An 18804-nucleotide genomic window follows, 5' to 3' on the forward strand; every position below is an offset into this window, starting at 1 on the left:
CCCGCGGAGCGGGTACCTGAGCGCTGCGCGCTCAGGAGAGAAAGCCCTCGCTGCGCTCGGCCTGGGCGCCTTCGGCGCCTAGCCCTCCGCTTCCCTTCGGGCAGTGGCCGGCCCTTCGGGCCGGTGTCCTGCGCTTCGCTCCGGCCAGTTCGGGTTCCGCTTCGCTCCACCCCGAACGGCCTGCTCCGCAGGCCTGGGTGACCCCATTTCACGGGGTCTGGGCCTTCGGCCCGTTAGGTGGGTCCGCTCCGCTTCCCCACCGGGCCCTTCCGGCTCCGCCTCCAGGACCAGCCCGCTCCGCGGGCGGCCAGCCACCACAGCGTCCCCCGCTGCGCGCTCAGGAGAGCCCTCCTCGCTGCGCTCGGCAGGCTCGGCTTCGCAAAGCTGTGCCGGCCCTTCGGGCCGGCTTCCTGCGCTTCACTCCGGACTGCTCCGGACCCCCTTCGCTCCCTCGGAACCGACCCCGTTTCACGGAGTCTGATCCTTCGGCCCGTTGGGCGGAGCGCGCTTCGCTCCTCCACCCGAGCCCCCCGGCCCAGCCCGCTACGCGGACGCAGCACCGAGAGCAGGACTCCGCCAGCTTGAGCCGGCCCCGGAGTCTTTGGCTCCCGGGGCCTGAGTTGTGATGATGGCGGGGCCGGGGGGCTCCCGGCAACCGAAGGGGGAAACGTGCACGAGGGACCACTTCACTACCACAGCAGAACGAACAAAACGTCCATCATCCTGTGGGCAGCAGGTATCCCAACCGCCCTCTACCTAATGGAACTCTGGACGGACGACGAGCCCCCTCACTGGCTCCAGACCTCGCTCACGGTCATCCTGACGGCGCTCTTCATCTACATCCTCTACTCGGCCCCACGCACCTTCACCCGCATCGACAACAACGGGATCTCCCTACGATCGAACCTGCGGACCCGCCGCCTCCACTGGGCAGACATCTACGACATTCGCACCGTCACCCCACCCATGCCCTCAGTGGGAGAGAGCGTCATGCCCACAGCGGTCGTCTACGCCTACAAAACCAACGGCCGACGCATACTCCTGCCGAATCTGAACTCCTCCGAACTGGAACCAGAGGCCTTCACACGAGAAACGGCCTCTGTACGACGGCTACTGGAAAACCACCGCCGACCCAACTGGGTGGCAGACCCACACACGGAAGCAGACATCACCCACCACGAAGCCCGATACGCAAAGCGGTACAAGGCCCTCACCAGCAAGATCTCCCTCACCCTGATGACCATCGTCATACTCGCCACCATCATCACCTGCACCACCGTCTTCTGACAGCCAAGAACCAGCGCCACCATCAGGCTCCCGCCCACGACTGGCAACACACCTCAAGCCGTCCGCCGGACGGAACCCGGGCGCCGCGCGCCCGGGAAGAAACCGCCGGCCCTTCAGACGGGGTCCTGCACTTCGCTCCGGACTGGTTCAGAAGCTCCACTGCACTCCACCCCGAACAGCCTGCTCCGCAGGCCTGCATGACCCCGGTTCGCGGGGGGCCGGGGCCTACGGCCCGTTGGGCGGGTCCGCTCCACTCCCCCGCCCTGGGCCCCTCCGGCTCCGGGGCCAGCCCGCTCCGCGGGCGCCAGCAGCATTGTCAGCGGGCACGGTTAGGGTGCCGCTGGCGGGGTCGGCACCGAGGCGTCCAGCACCGGAAACCCAACGGCAGACCTCCCGGAACTGCACGGGGGCGGTCACGACCTAACCGGCGGCCGGGCAACAAGGGCCCAGCTACAGGCCTACCAGGACCAACCCCGCCATCCAGGGTCAGTAGGGTGCCGGCCCGAGCCGCATGGGCGTCCTCTACTGCCTGTGGCCGGGCCGGCATCCGGTCACGGAAGTCAGTCGGAAGACGGCTTGACGATCGTGTGCGTGATGACCTGCCCCTGGATGTGCTTCTTCGCCAGCTTCTGAGTCCCCTCGGGGGCCGGCTTCTTCTCCGCCGGTGCCTCCTCGGCCGTGGCCTCAACCTCTTGCTCGTCCGCCATCACACTCTCCACTCTCTTCCGCAAACCACTCCTACCCGGGCCAATCTCCCCAACCGGACCCCCCGGTAAGCAGCGATTACCCGCCGCCAGAACAGCCACAACCAAGCCAGCACCCCAGGCACATACCAGCCCTCCGGTCACCGGGCAGGCCAACCCCAGCCCCACGAAGCACCCCCGACTGCATCAAAATCACAGCCGGATCGAAACAGGAACCAGGCATGCCTGCCGCCACACGGTTAAGTATCTATATAGATTGAGAGACCGGCTACGGTCAGGCCGGCTCACGGTCTCGTCCCAACTGGCCGGGCAACGCTCTGACCTGCTAGAATCCGGCCCGAACCGCCCTTGCGGCGAGGAATGATGGAGAACATGGGACACACCATGGTCATCGCGGTACCACCCGCCGACCTCGACCGCCTCGACGCCCTCGTGAACGCGCACAAGACCGCCGAAACCCGGTGGCAAGCCACCGCCGAGCAGCAGGCCGGCCTGCTCGACCTCCGGGGCCCAGCCCTGCGCGAGGCACGTGCACGGATCCGCGGCGAGCGGGACCGGCTGCGGGAGGCCGGCACACATCAGGTCACCCGGTGGCGGGCCCTGGCGCCCGCGCTCCGCGCCGAGCTCGACGCACTCGGGCTGCTGCGGGAGTGGGAGCCGGTCCCGGGCGGGGCACAGCAGGCCGGGCAGAACCTCGGCGGAACCGGCCCGCACGGGGGCTCGGGGCTCACCGGGCGGCTGTGCGTCACCCTGCCCGACGCTCTCGGCGTACCCCTCGTGCGCGGCACCTACTGGACGAACCTCCCGCATCTCCAGGCCCTGGAAGCCTGGACCGAGTGCTGGGGAACCGGGACCGCCGCCATACGCGCGGTGCCCGCCGAAGCCCTCGAAGAACGCGCCCGGACCGCCGCTCAGATCACCACGACCGGTGCGGTCCTGCGCCGGGCGCTGCACCGCACCGTCAACCGCACACCCCGCACCTGACAGACCGCCACTGGGCGGCGCGACGCCGCGGTACGGGCGCGGCGGCAGGTACACGCCCCATCGCCGGGCCGCCCCTGACTCCCCGGAGGGGGGACTGTCAGTCCCCCCTCCGGGGCGCTGCGCGGGTGCGCGCAGCAAGGTCACCGGGCGGCGGGCGGGCGCTGGGGCGGGACCGCGCCTGCCGCAGCGGCGCCCGAGGGATCGGCTGCCAAGAGGGCCAGAGCCAAGGCGGTGACCTCGGGTACGGGCCAGGTGGTGACCGCCGCCGTCACGATCCGGGCCGCGAACTCGGCCTGACCGCCCGCGTGCAGGCCCACCACCACCTCAGCGATCTCGCCCGGCGGCCGCGCCAGCGCCGCCCGCACGAACAGGTCCGCCGGCGCCGAAGAGCCCGATGAGGGCGCGGGCTCCAGGCTGGCGGCGGCAGGAACCTCCTGCGAGGGCACAGGGGCCGGAGAAAGGCCGATGGAGGAGGCCTTCGCCACGGCGGCCTCGCGAACGTCGGCCGCGGCCGTCGCCTGTGACCCTGGGGCCGCCCGTTCGCGGAGGCTCAGCGCTCGGCGTGGAGCACCTCTCCGTGGTCTTTCGTCCAGGTGCGCAGGCGGCGTCAGATGGCGTCCGTTTCGGCCCACAAGGTGATGGTCACGCCGCCTCGACAGCACCCCCATCCGCCTCCCGCAGCCACTCGCCACCCTTCTCACCCGACTGGTCGACCAGCAGCCCAGGCAGGGATGGAGCGGCAACACGCCCAGCACCCGGCTCTTTCCCGGCAGCCGGCCGGGCACCCACCGCTCCGCCAGCTCCCTCGCCCGAGCCCTGACCGGACACGGCATCCCCATCCGTGCCTCCCGCGCGACCGCCCTGGTCAGCTCGCCGAGGAGATGCCGCCCGCGGTCCTGGCCCCGCTCCTCGGGCTCCACGTCATCACCGCGCTGCAATGGCGCCGCCGAGCCGCAACCGACTGGACCGCCTACCTCCAGGCACGTCAGCGCGGACTCGGTGACAGATGACCATGGTCCGGGCCGTGATCGTTGCCGGCCTCGGTCCTCCTCCCGGTCTCGCAGGCGGCGTGAGAGGAGAAGCCGCTTCGGCCGGCTCCGGTGCGGGCACAGAGGCAACGCAGCATGTGGCTAGCGCAGGACTGGGCAGTTGGCAGCCTCGTACTCGGCCGCGATGGTGAAGACGCTGGCACACCTCGGGCACTCGGCCTTGCCGAAGAGATGCGCGATTCCCTCAGCGAGTGCGACTTCCCCATCGCGGACAGCAATCCCGTACATCCACCGCCCGACGCCCGTGAGCTCCTCGCCGGGCCTCGGCAGCAGATCACGCCGGTCCACGTCGCCCAGATTCCAGTCCCGGACCGCCGAGTAGCGCCCGTAGCCGCCGATGGCAACGGTCACCTCCACCCCGCAGTGAGGGCACCGCAGGTCGTAGAAGTCATCCGCGAAGTCCCCCAGGACATTGGCCCAGTGGTACTGCTCCTCGACCGCGAGCAGTGCGCGGAAGGTAACCAAGTAGTCGGATGGCCGCGACTGCAGGTGCCGGTCCAGGAGGGCGCCGAACTCGGCAATCACGTCGGCGCTCTCAGCCAGCAGTTCGTCACTGCCATGGTGGCTGGCCGCACGCTCCATGATCTCGCCTGCCAGGTGGCGTGCCTCCCTACTCTCCGATGCAAGGCGCACCAGTCGGGGCAGGGCAGCGATGCTGGCGGGCGACACCAGGTCGTGCTCAAGGATCAGCCGGTATCCCAGCTCCGTCCACGCTTCGGAGTCGTACTCACGCTCCACCCGAGCGAGAAGCTCAGGGACGCGATCTACGTCAAAGCGACAGTCGTACATCTGTGCCCAGTTCACCACCCAGGCATTGAACCGTCCCGGGAGCTTCGAGTCGACTTCGGACCCCAATGGCTTCGTGAGGTGCGTTGCCTGTTCCCCCGGCCGCCAACCTCGTCGCCCAGGGGAGTTGCACCGCCATCGGGGGAATACCGCACGCTTCGAATGACGCACCCCACCAGCTGGAGCCAGTGCATGGACCCCGGCACGCCGTGAGGCCTAAGCCAACGACCTGGGACAGGCCTCCTCGCTCGTCGCGGTCACCGCCCGCTCCAACCGCTCCAAGGCCGACCAGGATCCGGCGACGTGGCATCGCCGTCCGCGGACGCACTGTGCCGCTACGGCGCCGAATGGACCGCCACCAAACTCCGCTGGGGCCTGACCGTCGACGAGGCCGGGAACGACGCACTGCGGGCCATCGCCGACAGGTGCGAGACCACCGAGGTCACGTACACGCCCGCGCCGTAGACACCACCGACGTGCCATCGGGGCCCCGCCCCCGCCGGGGCCCCGACCGCGCTCACCGCCTACGCCACCCCGACCGCCGCCCTCAGCGCTACCCCCATGCCCCCACCGCCGTAAGCGGATCAGCCAGCCCCGGGGTTCGTGTCGGCCCGCGGGGTGCCTCAGGTGGTGGTGCGCCGCCGCTTGCCGGTTCCGGCGACGAGGGCTGCGCCCAGGGCGAGGGCCGCGCCAGATGCGCCGAGGGCCCAGCTGGTGGCGGGGTCGGAGCCGGTGGCCGCGAGCTGGCCACTGCTGCCGCCGTGGCTGGCGATCGGCGTGACGCCGCCGTCGGGCTTGGGCTGGTTGCCGGTGCTGCCGCCGGCGCCGTCGGTGGTCGGGGCGGTGATGGAGGTGTAGGCGAAGGCCATGTTCGATTTGGTCTGCGCGGCGTCGTCTGCCTTGGCGACGATGAAGGCCTTGCCGACGGGGGCGTCCTGCGCGGCCTTGGCTCGCAGCTGGATGTCGAACTTCGCGTCCTTGGCGACGGCACGGTCGAAGAACACGCCTGCGAAATTGCGGTCCTTCTCGGGGGTGGTCCAGCGCTTGCCGTCCCAGACCTCGATGTCCAGGTGCTTGGCCCTGAGGGTGCTCTCGTTGTTCTGGACGGAGACGGCGAAGCCGTACCGGTCGAGGGCCCGCTTACCGGAGTTGTCGACGCTAAGTGTGAACGGCTGCCAGTCGCCGCCGGCCTTGAAACCGGCCTCGGGCAGGCCCTGCAGTGCGATCTTCGGGCCCGCGTGATCGGCCTGCTCATCGGCGGCGGTCACCTTGGACTCGTAGCGGACCCGGTCGGCGGTGCCGCCCTCGGCGGTCGTGGACAGCGAGAATCGGCTGACGGGGGTGTCCTTGGCGAACTTCATCCGCAGCTTGAGGTCGAAGACCTCGTTCTTCTCGATGTCGACGTCGGCCACACCGAAGCTGTAGACCTCCTCCGACCCGTAAGGATCGATGGTGTGCCAACCCCAGGTGCCGGAGGCATCGGGGGCATAGACCTGCGCCTGGATGTCGCTGCTCTTCCAGGCGAACGTGTCGAGGGTCCACAGGACCAGCTCAAGCGAGTAGTCGTCAGCGGCCGGGCGGCCCGAGTTGTCCACGTGGAGGGAGAACTCGCGCCAGTCGCTGCCCGCCTTGAACTCGCCGGGAAGACCGGTGAGTGTCATCGTCGGCCCCTGGGCGACAGCCTGATCCGGCGACGCGGGCCCGGCCTCCGGAGCCTGCCGGCTCCCCGGCTTCGGTATCTCGCCCTTCGCAACCGGGGCTGCCCCCGGCTGAGGCACCTCCCCGACGGTCACGGGCCCGTCGTCCTTGGGCTCCGCATCCGGCATGGCAATGGCCGAGTTCTGAACCTCGTCGGCCATCGCGGGCGTCGCCATCAACACCGTCGGGCCGACCATCGTGGCAGCAGCCACCACAGCCAGGCGCTGAAGCTTGAGCTTCACTGTTGTCCCCTCCTTGGAGCCCCAGGTGCGCTGTGCGCATCCCCCCCAGGGCCAACCTCAATATCCTTTTGAACGCGCTCAGACTAACGGCGGTGCGAAGAGATGAGCCTCGAAGAACGTCAGGCTGGCTGGAACCGGACACCCACCGGGCAAAGTTGCCCGAGGCAGCACCTGCCCGGCCCGGGCACGGCATGACGGCAGCCCGCGGGCCCGCCCGAAATCAGCACCACCAGTGTTGAAGCGACACACAGCGCCCCAAGACTGGACACCCAGCCGAGAATCAGCCCGGACAAACAAGCGAGAACTCCCAGGCAAGTCGCAGGCCGACCCCTCCCGCCGGCTCCGGGGCACCGGTCATCGCTGACACTGCCGCGGGGAGCAGCTCGGCCGGGTAGCCCAGGGCCGTCGCAGCGGCCCGAATCCGCGAGGAGTCCGGGACGGGTGGGTGAACGTCGTGTGTTACTCCCACCGGACGGACCACGGCCGGCGTCCATCGCCCGAACCAGCAGAGTTCTCGAAGAGGTCGCTCGAGCAGCCGCCCCAGTCGCGGTCGGCAACGCTCTGAGGCGCCGTAAGATCGGCGGTCCGCGTTGGACGATGAGACGGGCGGGATCAGGGTGGGTGCGTTCGGTACCGCGATATTCGGTCTTGTGCTCTTCGGGCTGTCCGGCCTGGCCGCGGCGCGGGCGGTACGGACTTTGCGACGCGGCGCTGACCTTCCGCGCTCGGAACACTGGGAGGCTCTGCAGACGCTCGCCATGGCGCTCTGGCTGGGGCTGCTGGTCCCTGCCTTCGCGCTGCTGATGACCGGGCTGGTGCCATCCGTCGTCTCGGTCTGCCTGATGTTCCTTCCGGCGTGCGCCATGGGCATCTGCTGGGTGGCGGGCAAGTGGGTGCGGCATCAGGAGCGAATCGCGGTGGAGCGCGCCCACCGGGATCTGCAGCTGCCCATGGCCCGCCGGATGTGGCAACCCACCACCGTGTGCTGTGTCTGGATCGCTCTCGCCCTGGCCGTCAGCGTCGTGCTGCTCGCCACCGCGACCCTGCGCAACGCTCTCACCGCACACCGCGGCAACGCGTCATCTCCCCGGTTCGACGACGCCTCGATGACCCGTCTCCTCGACGGGCCCGTCACCACCATCACGGTCCTCGCTGTCGTCCTGGGCCTGGCCCACGGCACCTGGCAGGCCATCCGTCTGAACCGGGAGAACAACCGTCTCCTCAACGCTCGCCAAGACGTCATCGGCGGGCAGGACGCCCCCGCCAAAGGACCCGGCGCACCGCCGAGCTGAGGACCAGGAGTGCGGCTGCGGTCCGTGTCAGCGTGTTGGCCTGAGCCTGGCCTGTGCGTCAAGGTCGCGCAGCAGGGCCTTCTTGGTCCGGTGGCCCGAGATGAACCGGCTGTAGCGGTGGGCGAAGACCTCGCCGGCGCCTTCTCGGTCTGCCAGCGCGCCCAGATCTCCCAGGGTTCGCACCACTTCCGGGTAGTGGCGTGTGCCCTTGATCGCGAGCAGGTCCTCCACCCGCCTCCACGCGGCCTCGGGGTCATGCTGCAGTACGGCCAGGCGCCGGTCCTGAGCCGCACGCCTCTCCTGCTCCTCGCGGAGTCTCGCCTCCTGCTCCGCAAGCTCCTCACGGGCGGTCCGCGCGGCTGCCCGGGCGGGAACCAAGGCGCGGAGTTCGGCGACCGTACGGGGCTCGTGAGCCCTGCCCCGGGCCGGCTGGGCGGCGAGGAAGCGGCGGCGCAGGCCGGTGAGGGCCCGGCCGCCTGGCACGTGGAGCAGTTCGGCCAGGATACGGTCCTTGTCTGCGGGGTCGAGGCTGTGAATCCAGGCCTGGCAGTCTGCGATGGACGGCCGGGACGGGGGCGGGGACGAGTGCTCGGCCGCCGCGGCGATGAGGTCCGGGTCGATACGGAGGAAGGTGGCGAGGTCGGCGAGCGGCTCGGGCAGATCGGCCAGGCCGGGCGGCACCGGGGGTTCGAGGTCTGTGTCGTCGAGGTCGCCGTTGTGGAGGCACAGCAGCCAGACCAGGTAGAGCAGGCGCAGATCGCCGTCGGCGACAAGGGGGCGGCCGCGTGCGATCGAGGGCAGCCAGCGTTCGGAACTGTCGGTGTGACCGGTCGGCTGGTCGAAGAGATCGTTGAAGTCCTCGGCGCCGTCCTCCGGATCGGACTCCAAAGCGATCAGCACGGATGTTCCGCTTTCCCAGCTCACTGCGGAGTCCGCCGTGCAGTAGGCCTGCGCGGTGTCCGCGGACAGATCAGTGGCGGGCCAGCGCAGGATGACCCGCCGGGTGTTCCAGTTCGCGAAGTAGAGGTGTCCGTCGTAGTGGCTGGACACCAGCGCTTCGGGATCGCCCTTGAAGTCGCCCCAGCCGTAGGTGTTGACGAAGCTGTGGCGGGTGAGCCGGGCGCGGGTCGTGAGCGCTCGAATCTTGGCGAGCTGCCCGTCACTCAACGGCTCATCGCAGATGAACTGATAGTGCTGGTACTCCGTCACCCCAAGGCCTCCCGCTTCCATCCCCCGTCAGGCTTAGCAGAACTGCCTCCCCGGCGGGACGGAATCGGCATGACCGACAGGCGGACGGGCACCCTGTCAGCTCTGGGAACGCCGCGGCCCTCCGCCTGCCGGCCTCCACCAGCCTGCTTCCAGGTCAGACCCATCTGCGCGCAGCAGCCGGCGACGTCCAGCGCCCCGTGCCTGAGCTCGGTCAGGACAACCCCGCCCTCCCACCCGCCCGTTACCTCCTCAATGCGGCCCGCGCTCCTCTCCCGAGCGTGCATTCCCTGTCCCGAGTTCAAATGCCCGTCACCCGTATGGCCTAGCCCCAGCGGTAATGCAGGCGTGCCCGCTCCCGGGCCGCCTCCGGCAACCTGCCCTGGACGACAAAACCCGGTCGCACCAGCTGGCGTACGGAGCCCAGAGCCCGTCCTGGGCGGCGCGAGAAGCCCACGCACGCTGATCCAGCCCGCCATGGACGGGGAACGGGCCTGGCCGAAGGCACGGCAAGGGGCCTGGACGGCCGTCTGGCGGCCTGGCACCATTGCCGGACTCTCGGCCTACCTGTTCAGTGCAGTTTTTATCTTCTGCTCCCGCCACATCACTGAAACCTGTAGTGTTTTGCGTGCGGAAGCCTCGATAAATAGTGAACGGCAACCAATGTGCGGGGCAGGTTAATAACTCCGAAGGTTGTCGGGCATAAAAAATGCCCGTCACCCCCAGCAGGGAGTGACGGGCCCCGGGTCGGCCGGTCAGAGGTGTGGCTCAAACACCTCTGCCCGGCTTACCGGCCGATGAGGGCTGTTGCCAGGAGAACCACGGCTGTCAGCAGGTCGATCACACAGATCACCCACTTCCACCTGCGGCTATTCTCATTCCTGGCAGGTTCCTCATCGTCTGCAGCGCACATGGGTTGCCCTTTCGTCGTCGGCAGGATCCGCCGGCCGCGGACCCTCGGAGGGGAGCACCAACCACGTGGTACTGCCCCGTGAGGGCACGCGTCAGCACCTGCCGAAAACGGCGTGCGACTACAGAGGAACGGTATCCGTTCCCCGATCTTCCGCGCGGAACTATCGGAGAAATTGACCCTGTTCTCGTGTGACCGGTCCGCATTGCTACAAGCAATCGGGGGATCCGGAACCTGCGGGAGGGTGAACTCCCGCGCGTCTGCGGCCTGCCCGTCCCGGCCGGCGGGCAGCCGAAGAGGGGGCCTCTCACTGGGTCGTCTTCACGAGGGCCGCAAGGTCCGGTGTCTGGTGCGGCGGGGTGGGGCGGTGCTCGCGAGCGGTGGTGGTCGCTCCAGGCCCGGCACAGCTCCTTGAACTCGCGCTGCCGTTCGACCAGAAGGTCGTGGGGCCTTTGCAGGTGGCAGTCCAGGATGTGCACGCCGTCGGCGAAGGGCTCGAAGCCGATGCGCGACCAGGTGCCGGCGAGTTTCGCGGCGGCCTCGCGGTGCTGCGCCCCGGTCAGGTCGCGTCCGTCGGCCGAGCCGGGCTCGCAGGCCACCGCCACGCAGTCCGACGACAGGCGGCGGATGGCCGCGCCCGCCGGGACCGGGCCCAGGCCGAAGCCGCGCCACGCCGGTTCGAGGATGACCCGGTCCATGACCAGAAGGTCCCCCACCGGGTGGGCCAGTGCCTCTTCGAACGCGGTGTCCCTCTGCCCGCTGGCGACGTCGAGCAGCGTCTCCCCGATGCGGCAGACGTCGCCGGTGTAGGAGTCCATCGCGTGGAAGGGATGGTCGGGGCCGAACATGCGCAACCGGACGAAGGACATCCGGCCCACCGTGATGTCCTCGACGGCGTCCAGCGTTTCCTGGTCGACACCCTCGTAGACGGCCATGTCCTCGGCCAGGACGTCCGCGTCGATCCGGACATTCACCCGCCAGACCTCAAGTGTGTCCTCGAACTCGTACGAGTTGATGGGGTGTTCATGGTGGTAGGAGGGCTGAATCAGCGAAGGATCCGCGGGAAGCCGGACGACCTCGGGGAGCGCTGTGGTTATCCGGTCAGCGTAGTGGCCGTCCTCTGCCGCACGCTGGTCTACCGGGGATCCCGGGCCGACGGCCGCGGGGCCGCAGGGAGCGGGCATCCGGTTCGGCGGCGGGCGGTTGCCCACCGTGCGCGGAGGCGGCCGGGGCGGGCGCCGCCGCGCACGGGTGCGACGCGGGAACGGGGCCGGCCCGGCCGCTGGCACGGTGGCGACTGCACCTCAGGGTGAAGGCCCCATCAACCCAGGTCATGCACCGTTGTGGGCAGGGTCCCCGTCTTCAAGTAGGTCTCCACCCTGTGCTGCTTGATCCGCGTGGGCTGCGGCCGGATGGTCGTGCACCCCTCGCGCACGCCGTGTGGTCAGGAGCCTTCCGGTTCGGCCCAGGGCATGACTAGCGAGCCGGTGCCCTGACTGGTCCAGGCGACCCGGCAGGAGCGGTTGTCGGCGTGAGCGCGCCAGCCGTGCATCCCGGCGTCGTAATCGGCGCTGATCAGCGCGGTGCGTACGCGCGCCGGGCGGGCCGGGGTGGTGCTGTGGTCCCATGCCAGGATGTCGATCACCGGCCGGCCGGCCACGACGGCCCAGCCGGTGGCGGCGACCTGTCGCGCCCATGTGCGGGACAGGGACAGCTGGATCAGCGGCTCGGCGCCGTACTCGACCTTGTAGGTGAAGAACATCCCCGGCTCTGCGTCGGTGATCCGGGACTCCACCCGGGCCGCGGGCACGTGGGGGACGCGTGAGGCGTCGTGGCCCGCGCGCTCGCGCCCGGCCTTAAACGCCGGAGGCGGGGCGGGATGCGTCGCGTAGTCCATGTCGTCGTACCAGGCCGTGAAGCCGGCACGGACCGCGTCCGTCACGGCCTGGCCGATCAGTTCCCTTGCCTGCCCCACGCGCATGGTCCCACCCATTCCCTTGGCCGCCGTCCCCGGTTCTCGCCGCCGGGGGCGCACATCCGGTATGCCAGATGGCGGCCGTGGCGCGCCCGGGAAACCGCGCAACACCCGCCCTTCGAGTCGAGGGGCGGTCAGTTTCAGAGGGTTCCGAAAGCTGCCGCGATCAGGTCCAAGGTGTCATCGACCGCGGTCCAGGCTCCCTCGACCTGGTCGCCCGCTCCGGTGCGCACCCACGGACGCACCCTGCGCGGCACGCCGCCGCTGTCCCTGATCTGCTTGTACCCGTGCCCTACCTCGGCCGCGTTGGCGTGCGCCCGGAACCCGGAGTGGCTGCCGAGCGCGTACGGCAGCTGCGTGCTGCCACCAGGCCCCCGCGGGGGGAACAGGTAGGGGATGAGGAGACCGCTGGCTTCGCCGGCGTCAATCTCGAGTCCGGCTGCGGAGATCTCGACGCCGACGGTGCTCTGATTGGAAGCGAGCACCGCGATGAAGTACGGGCCCGTGATGCCCCCTCCGCGGGGGCGAGCGGACGAGATGGGCAAGGTCATCACGGACCCGTTGGCCAGGGTGTAACCGGCCGCGAGCTCCACTGCGACGGCAGGAGCACCTGCCGGCGCTCCGGGCGTCTGAGGACTCCGGGTGACCCAGCCTCTGGCGTTGAGGAGGTTGACCATCTCCTTGTACACGGGAAGGAAGCCGTCCCGGGCCTCGCACGCCTGGCGGTTCAGTTCGTTGCGTTCGGCTGGCGTACCGGGGTGCTCCGCCTGATGGGCGCGCTCGGCCACACGGACTTCAACTTCCACATCCGAGGCGCCTGACGGGGCGCGCGGTGTCGCGCCGCGGCCCGGGCCGGGCCGGGGCGGCGGCCCGGTCAGTAGGCGTCGTACTCGCCGAACCAGTCGACGATGTAGTGGACCTCGCGGCTGCTCTGGTTCCACAGGTCGACGATCTCGTGCGGGCCGGGTTTCGCCTGGACCAGGTTGGAGACGTCCTTGCCCGCCGTCCAGTTCAGCGCGGAGCTGGTGGGGCGGGGCGGCGGCACGGGGCGCCCGTTGCGGTACGCGTCCGTCGAGTACGGGTCGGGGGCGACCGAGAGGTGGCCCGCCCCGGTCGTGCTGGCGACGGTGACGTTCAGGACGTAGGCCTCGATGGGGAGGTCACCGCGGTTCATGGAGTCCATGTTCATGGGGTAGTACCCGCCGGCGAGGCAGGGCCAGCTGCCGGGGTGCATGCTCCGGGAGTCCATCAGCCGCCACGGTGCGCCCTTCCAGATGCCGGGCGTCGTGCTGGTGAAGGCCGCCTTGCTGCCGGCGCCGTAGTAGCCGACGACATCGACGATGACGTCCGTTCCGGCCCAGGCGCCGTTGCGGACGTTGATCTTTCCGTCGGCGCCGACGGGGACGATGACCGAGTTGGCGACCGTCTGCCCGGCGGTGAAGTTCAGACTGGAGGTGGACGGGGCCGTCTGACCGCTCGGGAAGACCGTCAGGTGGCCCGCCTCCCTGGGGTTGGTGACGGTCACGTTGAGCGCCACGGCCGTCGCCCTGGCCGGGATGCCGCTCCTGCCGGTGATCTGGACTCCGAAGGTGCCCTGCCCGGCGACCTGGCCGCGCGCGGTGCCGAGGCCTTCGCGGGTGTCGACGAAGCGGGCCGGGTTCAGCGAGGTGTAGCCGTCGTCGGCCGTACGGTCGAAGTAGCCGGTCACGTCCGCGATCAGGTCCACCCCGTTCCAGCCGCCGTTGTACAGCTCGATGTACCCGTCCTTGCCGACCGGAACGATCACCTGGTTCGGGACGGTCTGGCCGGTGGCGTAGTTCAGGTTCGAGCTCTCGGGCCGTTCCCTGCCCGAGGGGTAGACGCTGACGTGCCCGGCGGCGGTGGTGTTGGTGACCGTGACGTTGAGGACCACCGCGGCGACCCCGGCCGGCACCTTCGCGCTGCCCGCGATCTTCAGCCTGACCGGCGTGTACGCGCCGACTTTGGTCTTCGCCGCGCCGATGCCGGCTCGGGTGTCGAGCAGCCGAGTGGGGGCGTGCGGCACGAAGAAGGAGCCTGCTGTCGAGAACTGGAGCTGGTTGACCGCCTGGACGTGGTTCACGCTGTCCGTTGCCGTCACGGAGATGGTGTAGTCGCCGGGCCTGGCGTAGGTGTGCCTGACATCGCGCAGGATTTCGCCGCCGGTGACGGTGGCCTGGTGCGTCGTGCCGTCGCCCCAGGCGATGGTGACCTCGTGGGGGACGGGCTCGCCGTTGTAGAGGTTGACGCCGAAGGACACGCTGCGTGCGGTCCTGATGTCGGCCCACATGGCCAGTTCGAGGTTCGAGGCACCGGCGGAGGCCTGCGCCGAGGCACCCTTCGTCCCGGCGCCGGGCAGGACCGTAAGGACCGTGCGCTCGCCCGGGCTGCGGAAGGTTCCGGACTCGGCGGCGGCCGCCTCGTCGGGAGTGGCGTCGGGGGGCGGTGCGGAAACCCCGGGCGTCGCAGGTCCGGTGGCCTGAGCCACGCCCTGTATGAGACCCACGCCGACCGCGAGAGCGGCAGCTGAGACAACGAGTCGGCGACTGCGCACCGGCCCCCCAATTCCGTTGTTTGCTGAACGAGTTCGAAAGCCTGTTCAGCGTACCGATCGGCACGGACATGTCATACGCCTGACCGGGTCCGAGCAGGCCACAGTCTGATCACGCCGCGTCCGGACCTCCACTCGGGCCGGGCGGGGCGCCGCGCCGGCTCTTCGCGCGTGCCGTCGGGGCCGAGGCCAGGGCGAGTGCCGCGGAGGCGGTGACCGCGGCGCAGGAGACGGCGAAGGCGGCCCGGTGGCCGTGGGCGGCCGCCAGGGGGCCCGCGACGGCCGCGGCAAGGGCCTGGTCGAGGAGACATCTCCAGCACCTGGGGGCCTTCGTCGGAGATGTCCGTCATGCCGTTGAGCTCGTTGCACAGAGCCGTCAGGCCGGTCATCAGCCTGTCGTGAGCGGCCTGGAGGATCGGGTCGAGGTAGTCGACCGGGTCGTCCTCCAGCTCCTCCAGAGCGTCACACACCGGGTTGCTGACGGACAGCGGGACCTTGAACATTGTCGGCGCCTTGCGCAGCCACTTGAACCAGCTCTCCCCCGGTGGCAGGAGTTTCAGCAGTCTGTCGGCCGTCTCCGCGTCGGGGGGTCGGGGCCGCCTGGTTGTCCGTGGTCGCCCGACGGCTGGGTGTCTATGGCCGTCTTGTGCGGGGGTGTACCCGGGGCGGCGGCGAGGCTTCGTTCGCGGTCTGCTTCGTCGCGCAGGCTCCGCCAGTACGCGATTCCCTGTGGCCGGGTGCCTGACTGCTGCCGGGCTACCGGTTCAAGCCCCTGGATCAGGAGGTCGAAGTCGTAACCCTTCGTGGGCACGCTCTTGCCGTTGAACCACTGGCTCAGCTTGCTTCTGCTCAAGTTCGCGGGTCGTCTCTGCGCCTTGCCGAACGCCTCGATCTTCGTCAGCGACATCCCCGCCTGCTCGTCGCGCTCGACCGCCCGGTGCGCGGGGACCTGCGGTGACCAGCCCAGCCGGTGGAGCAGATACGACACCCCACGTGGCGTGTACCGGTATCCGAACAGCCTGTGGATCAGATCGGCCACGCGTGCGAGGGTCCACCGCTGGTCCTCGCTCCAGCCGTGCCTCGCAGGGCCGGCATCCAGCTCGGCTTGCAGCCGTTTTGCCTGGTCATCGCTGAGCCGACACGGAAGGCCGCCAGGCCCCTTGGAGGACAGGGCCGACTTGCCGCCGTCGCGCCAGGTTGCATGCCAGGCGTATGCCGACTTCCGCGACAGCCTTAACCTGCGGGCCACCTCCGGCGGCCGCAGCCCCTGCCCGAACATCTCCGCGGCCTCAAAGCGCACCACTTCACGCTTCGCCCGCCCCGCGGCGGTCAGCCCGCCGCCATCCGCGTACCTCATGACGAGGATGTAGCACCGCCAACGCCAGCTGTCACCCCACCCTTTCAACCTCAGCGTCACCGTTGCCGTCAAACACCTCAGAAGCCCGTCCGGAACCATCTCCGGACGGGCTTCTGAGTATTTACGTGAGCAGGGTGTTACGCCGATTCCAGTCGTTTGAGCCATCGTCGACATACGTCCACGGTGATCGGCTCGAACAGTTCTGGATTCGACACTTCGAAGAGGAATTGAGAAAGTAGATCAACGTCTACCTCGTCAATCTCAACACGTTCCATCATGTGAACTGAACCAGCCCATCGAGGCAATTCGAGAACGTCCACGTCTCCAGAAATGCATCGCCGCAGAACATCCCTTACGGCTGGACGGTCCAGGTGAACAGAAGGGCCCGCGATCCGATCACACTGGTTGGCTTCACCGATCAAGCCATCCAGCGATGACTCCCAGCGAATCAGGCTGGTCAGGGCCTTACTGGGATCCGATTCCATAGAGCTGCATCCTTACTTGAACTTGATGTGCGCGATGCTGCCATCAGGGAGGAATGTCGTCTTGTAGGCCAATTCTGTTACCCCTTCGGAGTTTACTCGCTTCCTGTACACTGCGAACGATCCTGGCACCCTTCCGGGAACTTTGTAGCTGAACTCGGCACCGCCCTCGGGAAGTCGAATGATCTCCGGAATCTCGGCATCCCCCGGACTCTTCTTCATGAAGCCGGTGAGGTTCTTACGTAGCGCCGGAGAGAGATCATCGACACCCTCAGCCGCAGCAACCTTTTCACCCCGGGTCAGGTTTGGACCACACAGCCCATTCGAGTTGTGGACCAGGACCGGCGTAGCCCCTGCCAGCACATAGTACGTGTGCTACGCGAAGCCTTCGACCTGCTTTTTCGCAGGTCAAGTGCGGTTTGCTGGTCCGGTGACGTGCGTGGGTGTCCGTGGTTGTGCGGGGTTGTTGCCGTCGCTACTGCCGTCAGACGGTTCAGCCCAGGTACGGCTTCTCGCGTTGTTCCAGGAAGTGCTGGAGCCTGAGTCGTTGGGTGTGGTGCATCGGCAACTGCTCGATCTCGTTCGGCGGCACGAACCGGAGCTCGGTGGACTCGTCGGAGATCTCCAGCCGGCCGCCGATGATGCGGGCGGTGAAGCAGACGTTGAACTGGCGGCGGACTTCGCCGTCGGTGTAGGCGATGATGTGTTTCGGGTCGGTGTAGGTGCCGACCAGGCCGGTGATCTCTACGTCGAGGCCGGTCTCTTCCTTGACCTCGCGGACGGCTGTGCCGGGCAGGGAGTCGGTGAGGTCCATGCCTCCGCCGGGCAGCGCCCACAGGTCGTTGTCGCGGCGGCGCTGGAGGAGGATGCGGCCAAGGTCGCCGCCAGCAACCGCGGCCTCCCCGTCCCCTCCGCGCAGGGCAGCGTGGCCGCGTACCTGACGTACTGGCTGGAGAACGTCGCCGTCCACCACCTCCGCGAGAACACCCACACCCGCTACACCGCCTGCGTCGACCGCTACCTCGTCCCCGGCCTGGGCAAGAAGAAGCTCACGAAGCTCTCTGCCAAGGACGTCCGCACCTGGCTCAACCAGCTGCGTGCCACATGCCAGTGCTGCGCGCACGGCCTCGACGCGGGCCGTGATGAGCCCCGCTGCTGCGCCGCCAGCCAGTGCTGCCGCAAGCTGCTCTCTCCGCTGACGCTGACCTACATCCATTCCGTACTCAAGTCCGCCTTGGAGCACGCCGTCCGCGAAGAGGAGATCCCGCGCAACGTCGCCCGCAACGTCCGTACCGGCACCCCACGGCCCCGCCGCTTCGAACCCCTCACCGCCAGCGAAGCCCGCCAGTTCCTTGCCGCCGCGGAAGGTCACCGGTTGCACGCGCTGTTCGAACTCGCCCTCCACACCGGACTCCGCAAGGGCGAACTCCTCGGCCTGCGCTGGGAGGACCTCGACCTCGACGCCGGCACCGCGCCAATCCGCCGAACCCTGCAGCGCACCAGCACAGGCGGCCTCACTACGCTGCCCACCAAGACCCGGGCCTCCGAGCGCCGCATCGCCCTCCCCACCCGCTGCGTCCAGTCGCTGAAGCTCCACCACGAGCAGCAGAAGCGCGAGCGGGAGTCCTCGGGCACCACATGGCAGCACGACGGGCACGCGTTCACCACCGCGCAGGGCCGACCGATCGACCCGACCAACCTCACCCGCGCCTTCACCACGCTCCTCCGCAAGGCCGGCCTCCGCCGCATCCGCTTCCACGACCTCCGCCACTCGACCGCCACCCTGCTCCTGGAACAGGGCGTCGAACTCGTCGTGATCAAGGAACTCCTCGGACACGCCCACATCGGCGTCACCGCCACCGTCTACGCCCACGTCCGACTCCGCCTCCAGCGCGACGCCATCGACCTCCTCGGCCGCACTCTCCATGGCCCTTCCGAGACCGCCAGCCAACCTGACACCGGTGACACCCCGCCGTCATGCGTGCCCCCTGTCCGCTGACGTTGCCGTCAACTACTGCCGTCAAAGACCACTTGGGCCTCTCCGAATTCTCACGGAGGGGCCCAAGCTTGTGCCAGGTGAACACCCATCGTGAATTGACCTGCGTAACCATTCTCCCGCTATTCGAACACCGATCCCATAGCGAGTCTGAACTAAATTCTCATGCATATTCCAGCAGGTCATGACTTCATCGAGATTAATAAATAACAGGCCGCCTTTGGCGCGGCAGCGGTAGCAGTCAACTCCGTCACCTAAGGGTGCGAG

The 18804-nt window shown here is 68.9% G+C and carries 14 protein-coding genes and 3 pseudogenes; 5 read left to right on the top strand and 12 right to left on the bottom strand.

Annotated elements, in window-relative coordinates; translation table 11 throughout:
- The first annotated feature begins 669 nt into the window (after positions 1 to 669).
- Positions 670 to 1287 (top strand): PH domain-containing protein, encoded by a 618-nt coding sequence (locus ACFY1T_RS15785; protein ID WP_390788624.1) that lies wholly within the window; start codon positions 670 to 672, stop codon positions 1285 to 1287.
- Between the two features lie 560 nt (positions 1288 to 1847).
- Here the strand turns inward: ACFY1T_RS15785 and ACFY1T_RS15790 are convergent.
- Positions 1848 to 1994 (bottom strand): hypothetical protein, encoded by a 147-nt coding sequence (locus ACFY1T_RS15790; RefSeq protein WP_390788625.1) that lies wholly within the window; start codon positions 1992 to 1994, stop codon positions 1848 to 1850.
- Positions 1995 to 2363: 369 nt separating this feature from the next.
- Between ACFY1T_RS15790 and ACFY1T_RS15795 the strand changes: the two genes are divergently transcribed.
- Positions 2364 to 2975: a hypothetical protein gene (locus tag ACFY1T_RS15795; protein WP_390788626.1), complete on the top strand. Its 612-nt coding sequence runs from the start codon at positions 2364 to 2366 to the stop codon at positions 2973 to 2975.
- Positions 2976 to 3115: 140 nt separating this feature from the next.
- Here ACFY1T_RS15795 and ACFY1T_RS15800 read toward each other — a convergent pair whose 3' ends face one another.
- The gene (locus tag ACFY1T_RS15800) at positions 3116 to 3421 is read right to left on the bottom strand and encodes a hypothetical protein (RefSeq protein ID WP_390788627.1); all 306 of its coding nucleotides are present in this window, start codon (positions 3419 to 3421) and stop codon (positions 3116 to 3118) included.
- Positions 3422 to 4105: 684 nt separating this feature from the next.
- Entirely contained in the window at positions 4106 to 4831 is a 726-nt protein-coding gene (locus ACFY1T_RS15805; RefSeq protein WP_390788628.1) for a hypothetical protein, read from the bottom strand.
- Positions 4832 to 4988: 157 nt separating this feature from the next.
- Between ACFY1T_RS15805 and ACFY1T_RS15810 the strand changes: the two are divergent.
- Positions 4989 to 5275 (top strand): annotated as a pseudogene (locus ACFY1T_RS15810) (HNH endonuclease); the annotation flags it as partial.
- Between the two features lie 158 nt (positions 5276 to 5433).
- Here ACFY1T_RS15810 and ACFY1T_RS15815 read toward each other — a convergent pair.
- Positions 5434 to 6471 (bottom strand): hypothetical protein, encoded by a 1038-nt coding sequence (locus ACFY1T_RS15815; RefSeq protein WP_390788629.1) that lies wholly within the window; start codon positions 6469 to 6471, stop codon positions 5434 to 5436.
- A 1037-nt stretch (positions 6472 to 7508) separates the two neighbouring features.
- Between ACFY1T_RS15815 and ACFY1T_RS15820 the strand changes: the two genes are divergently transcribed.
- On the top strand, positions 7509 to 8042 hold the full coding sequence (locus ACFY1T_RS15820) for a hypothetical protein (RefSeq protein WP_390788630.1): 534 nt from the start codon (positions 7509 to 7511) through the stop codon (positions 8040 to 8042).
- Positions 8043 to 8069: 27 nt separating this feature from the next.
- Here the strand turns inward: ACFY1T_RS15820 and ACFY1T_RS15825 are convergent, their stop codons facing one another.
- The 8 genes and pseudogenes from ACFY1T_RS15825 to ACFY1T_RS15860 form a co-directional block, all read right to left on the bottom strand.
- A complete protein-coding gene (locus ACFY1T_RS15825; RefSeq protein WP_390788631.1) occupies positions 8070 to 9251 on the bottom strand; it encodes a hypothetical protein in 1182 nt (393 codons plus the stop codon).
- 846 nt (positions 9252 to 10097) lie between these two features.
- Positions 10098 to 11369, bottom strand: coding sequence for a hypothetical protein (locus ACFY1T_RS15830; protein WP_390788632.1), 1272 nt, complete (start codon positions 11367 to 11369; stop codon positions 10098 to 10100).
- 233 nt (positions 11370 to 11602) lie between these two features.
- Positions 11603 to 12139: a hypothetical protein gene (locus ACFY1T_RS15835; RefSeq protein ID WP_390788633.1), complete on the bottom strand. Its 537-nt coding sequence runs from the start codon at positions 12137 to 12139 to the stop codon at positions 11603 to 11605.
- Between the two features lie 134 nt (positions 12140 to 12273).
- A complete protein-coding gene (locus ACFY1T_RS15840; protein ID WP_390788634.1) occupies positions 12274 to 12921 on the bottom strand; it encodes a hypothetical protein in 648 nt (215 codons plus the stop codon).
- An 86-nt stretch (positions 12922 to 13007) separates the two neighbouring features.
- Positions 13008 to 14639, bottom strand: a complete 1632-nt coding sequence (locus tag ACFY1T_RS15845; protein ID WP_390788635.1) for a PKD domain-containing protein — start codon at positions 14637 to 14639, stop codon at positions 13008 to 13010.
- Between the two features lie 619 nt (positions 14640 to 15258).
- On the bottom strand, positions 15259 to 16059 hold the full coding sequence (locus tag ACFY1T_RS15850) for a transposase (protein ID WP_390788636.1): 801 nt from the start codon (positions 16057 to 16059) through the stop codon (positions 15259 to 15261).
- A 497-nt stretch (positions 16060 to 16556) separates the two neighbouring features.
- Positions 16557 to 16904 carry a hypothetical protein gene (locus ACFY1T_RS15855; RefSeq protein WP_390788637.1) on the bottom strand — a complete coding sequence of 116 codons (348 nt, stop codon included), beginning with the start codon at positions 16902 to 16904 and terminating at the stop codon, positions 16557 to 16559.
- A 130-nt stretch (positions 16905 to 17034) separates the two neighbouring features.
- Positions 17035 to 17439: pseudogene (locus tag ACFY1T_RS15860) on the bottom strand (NUDIX domain-containing protein); the annotation flags it as partial.
- Here ACFY1T_RS15860 and ACFY1T_RS15865 point away from each other — a divergent pair.
- Positions 17416 to 18540, top strand: a pseudogene (locus ACFY1T_RS15865) (tyrosine-type recombinase/integrase); the annotation flags it as partial. The pseudogenes ACFY1T_RS15860 and ACFY1T_RS15865 sit on opposite strands and share 24 nt — an antisense overlap.
- Positions 18541 to 18804 lie beyond the last annotated feature (264 nt).

This window comes from Streptomyces sp. NPDC001194 (assembly GCF_042896985.1).
GTDB lineage: Bacteria > Actinomycetota > Actinomycetes > Streptomycetales > Streptomycetaceae > Streptomyces.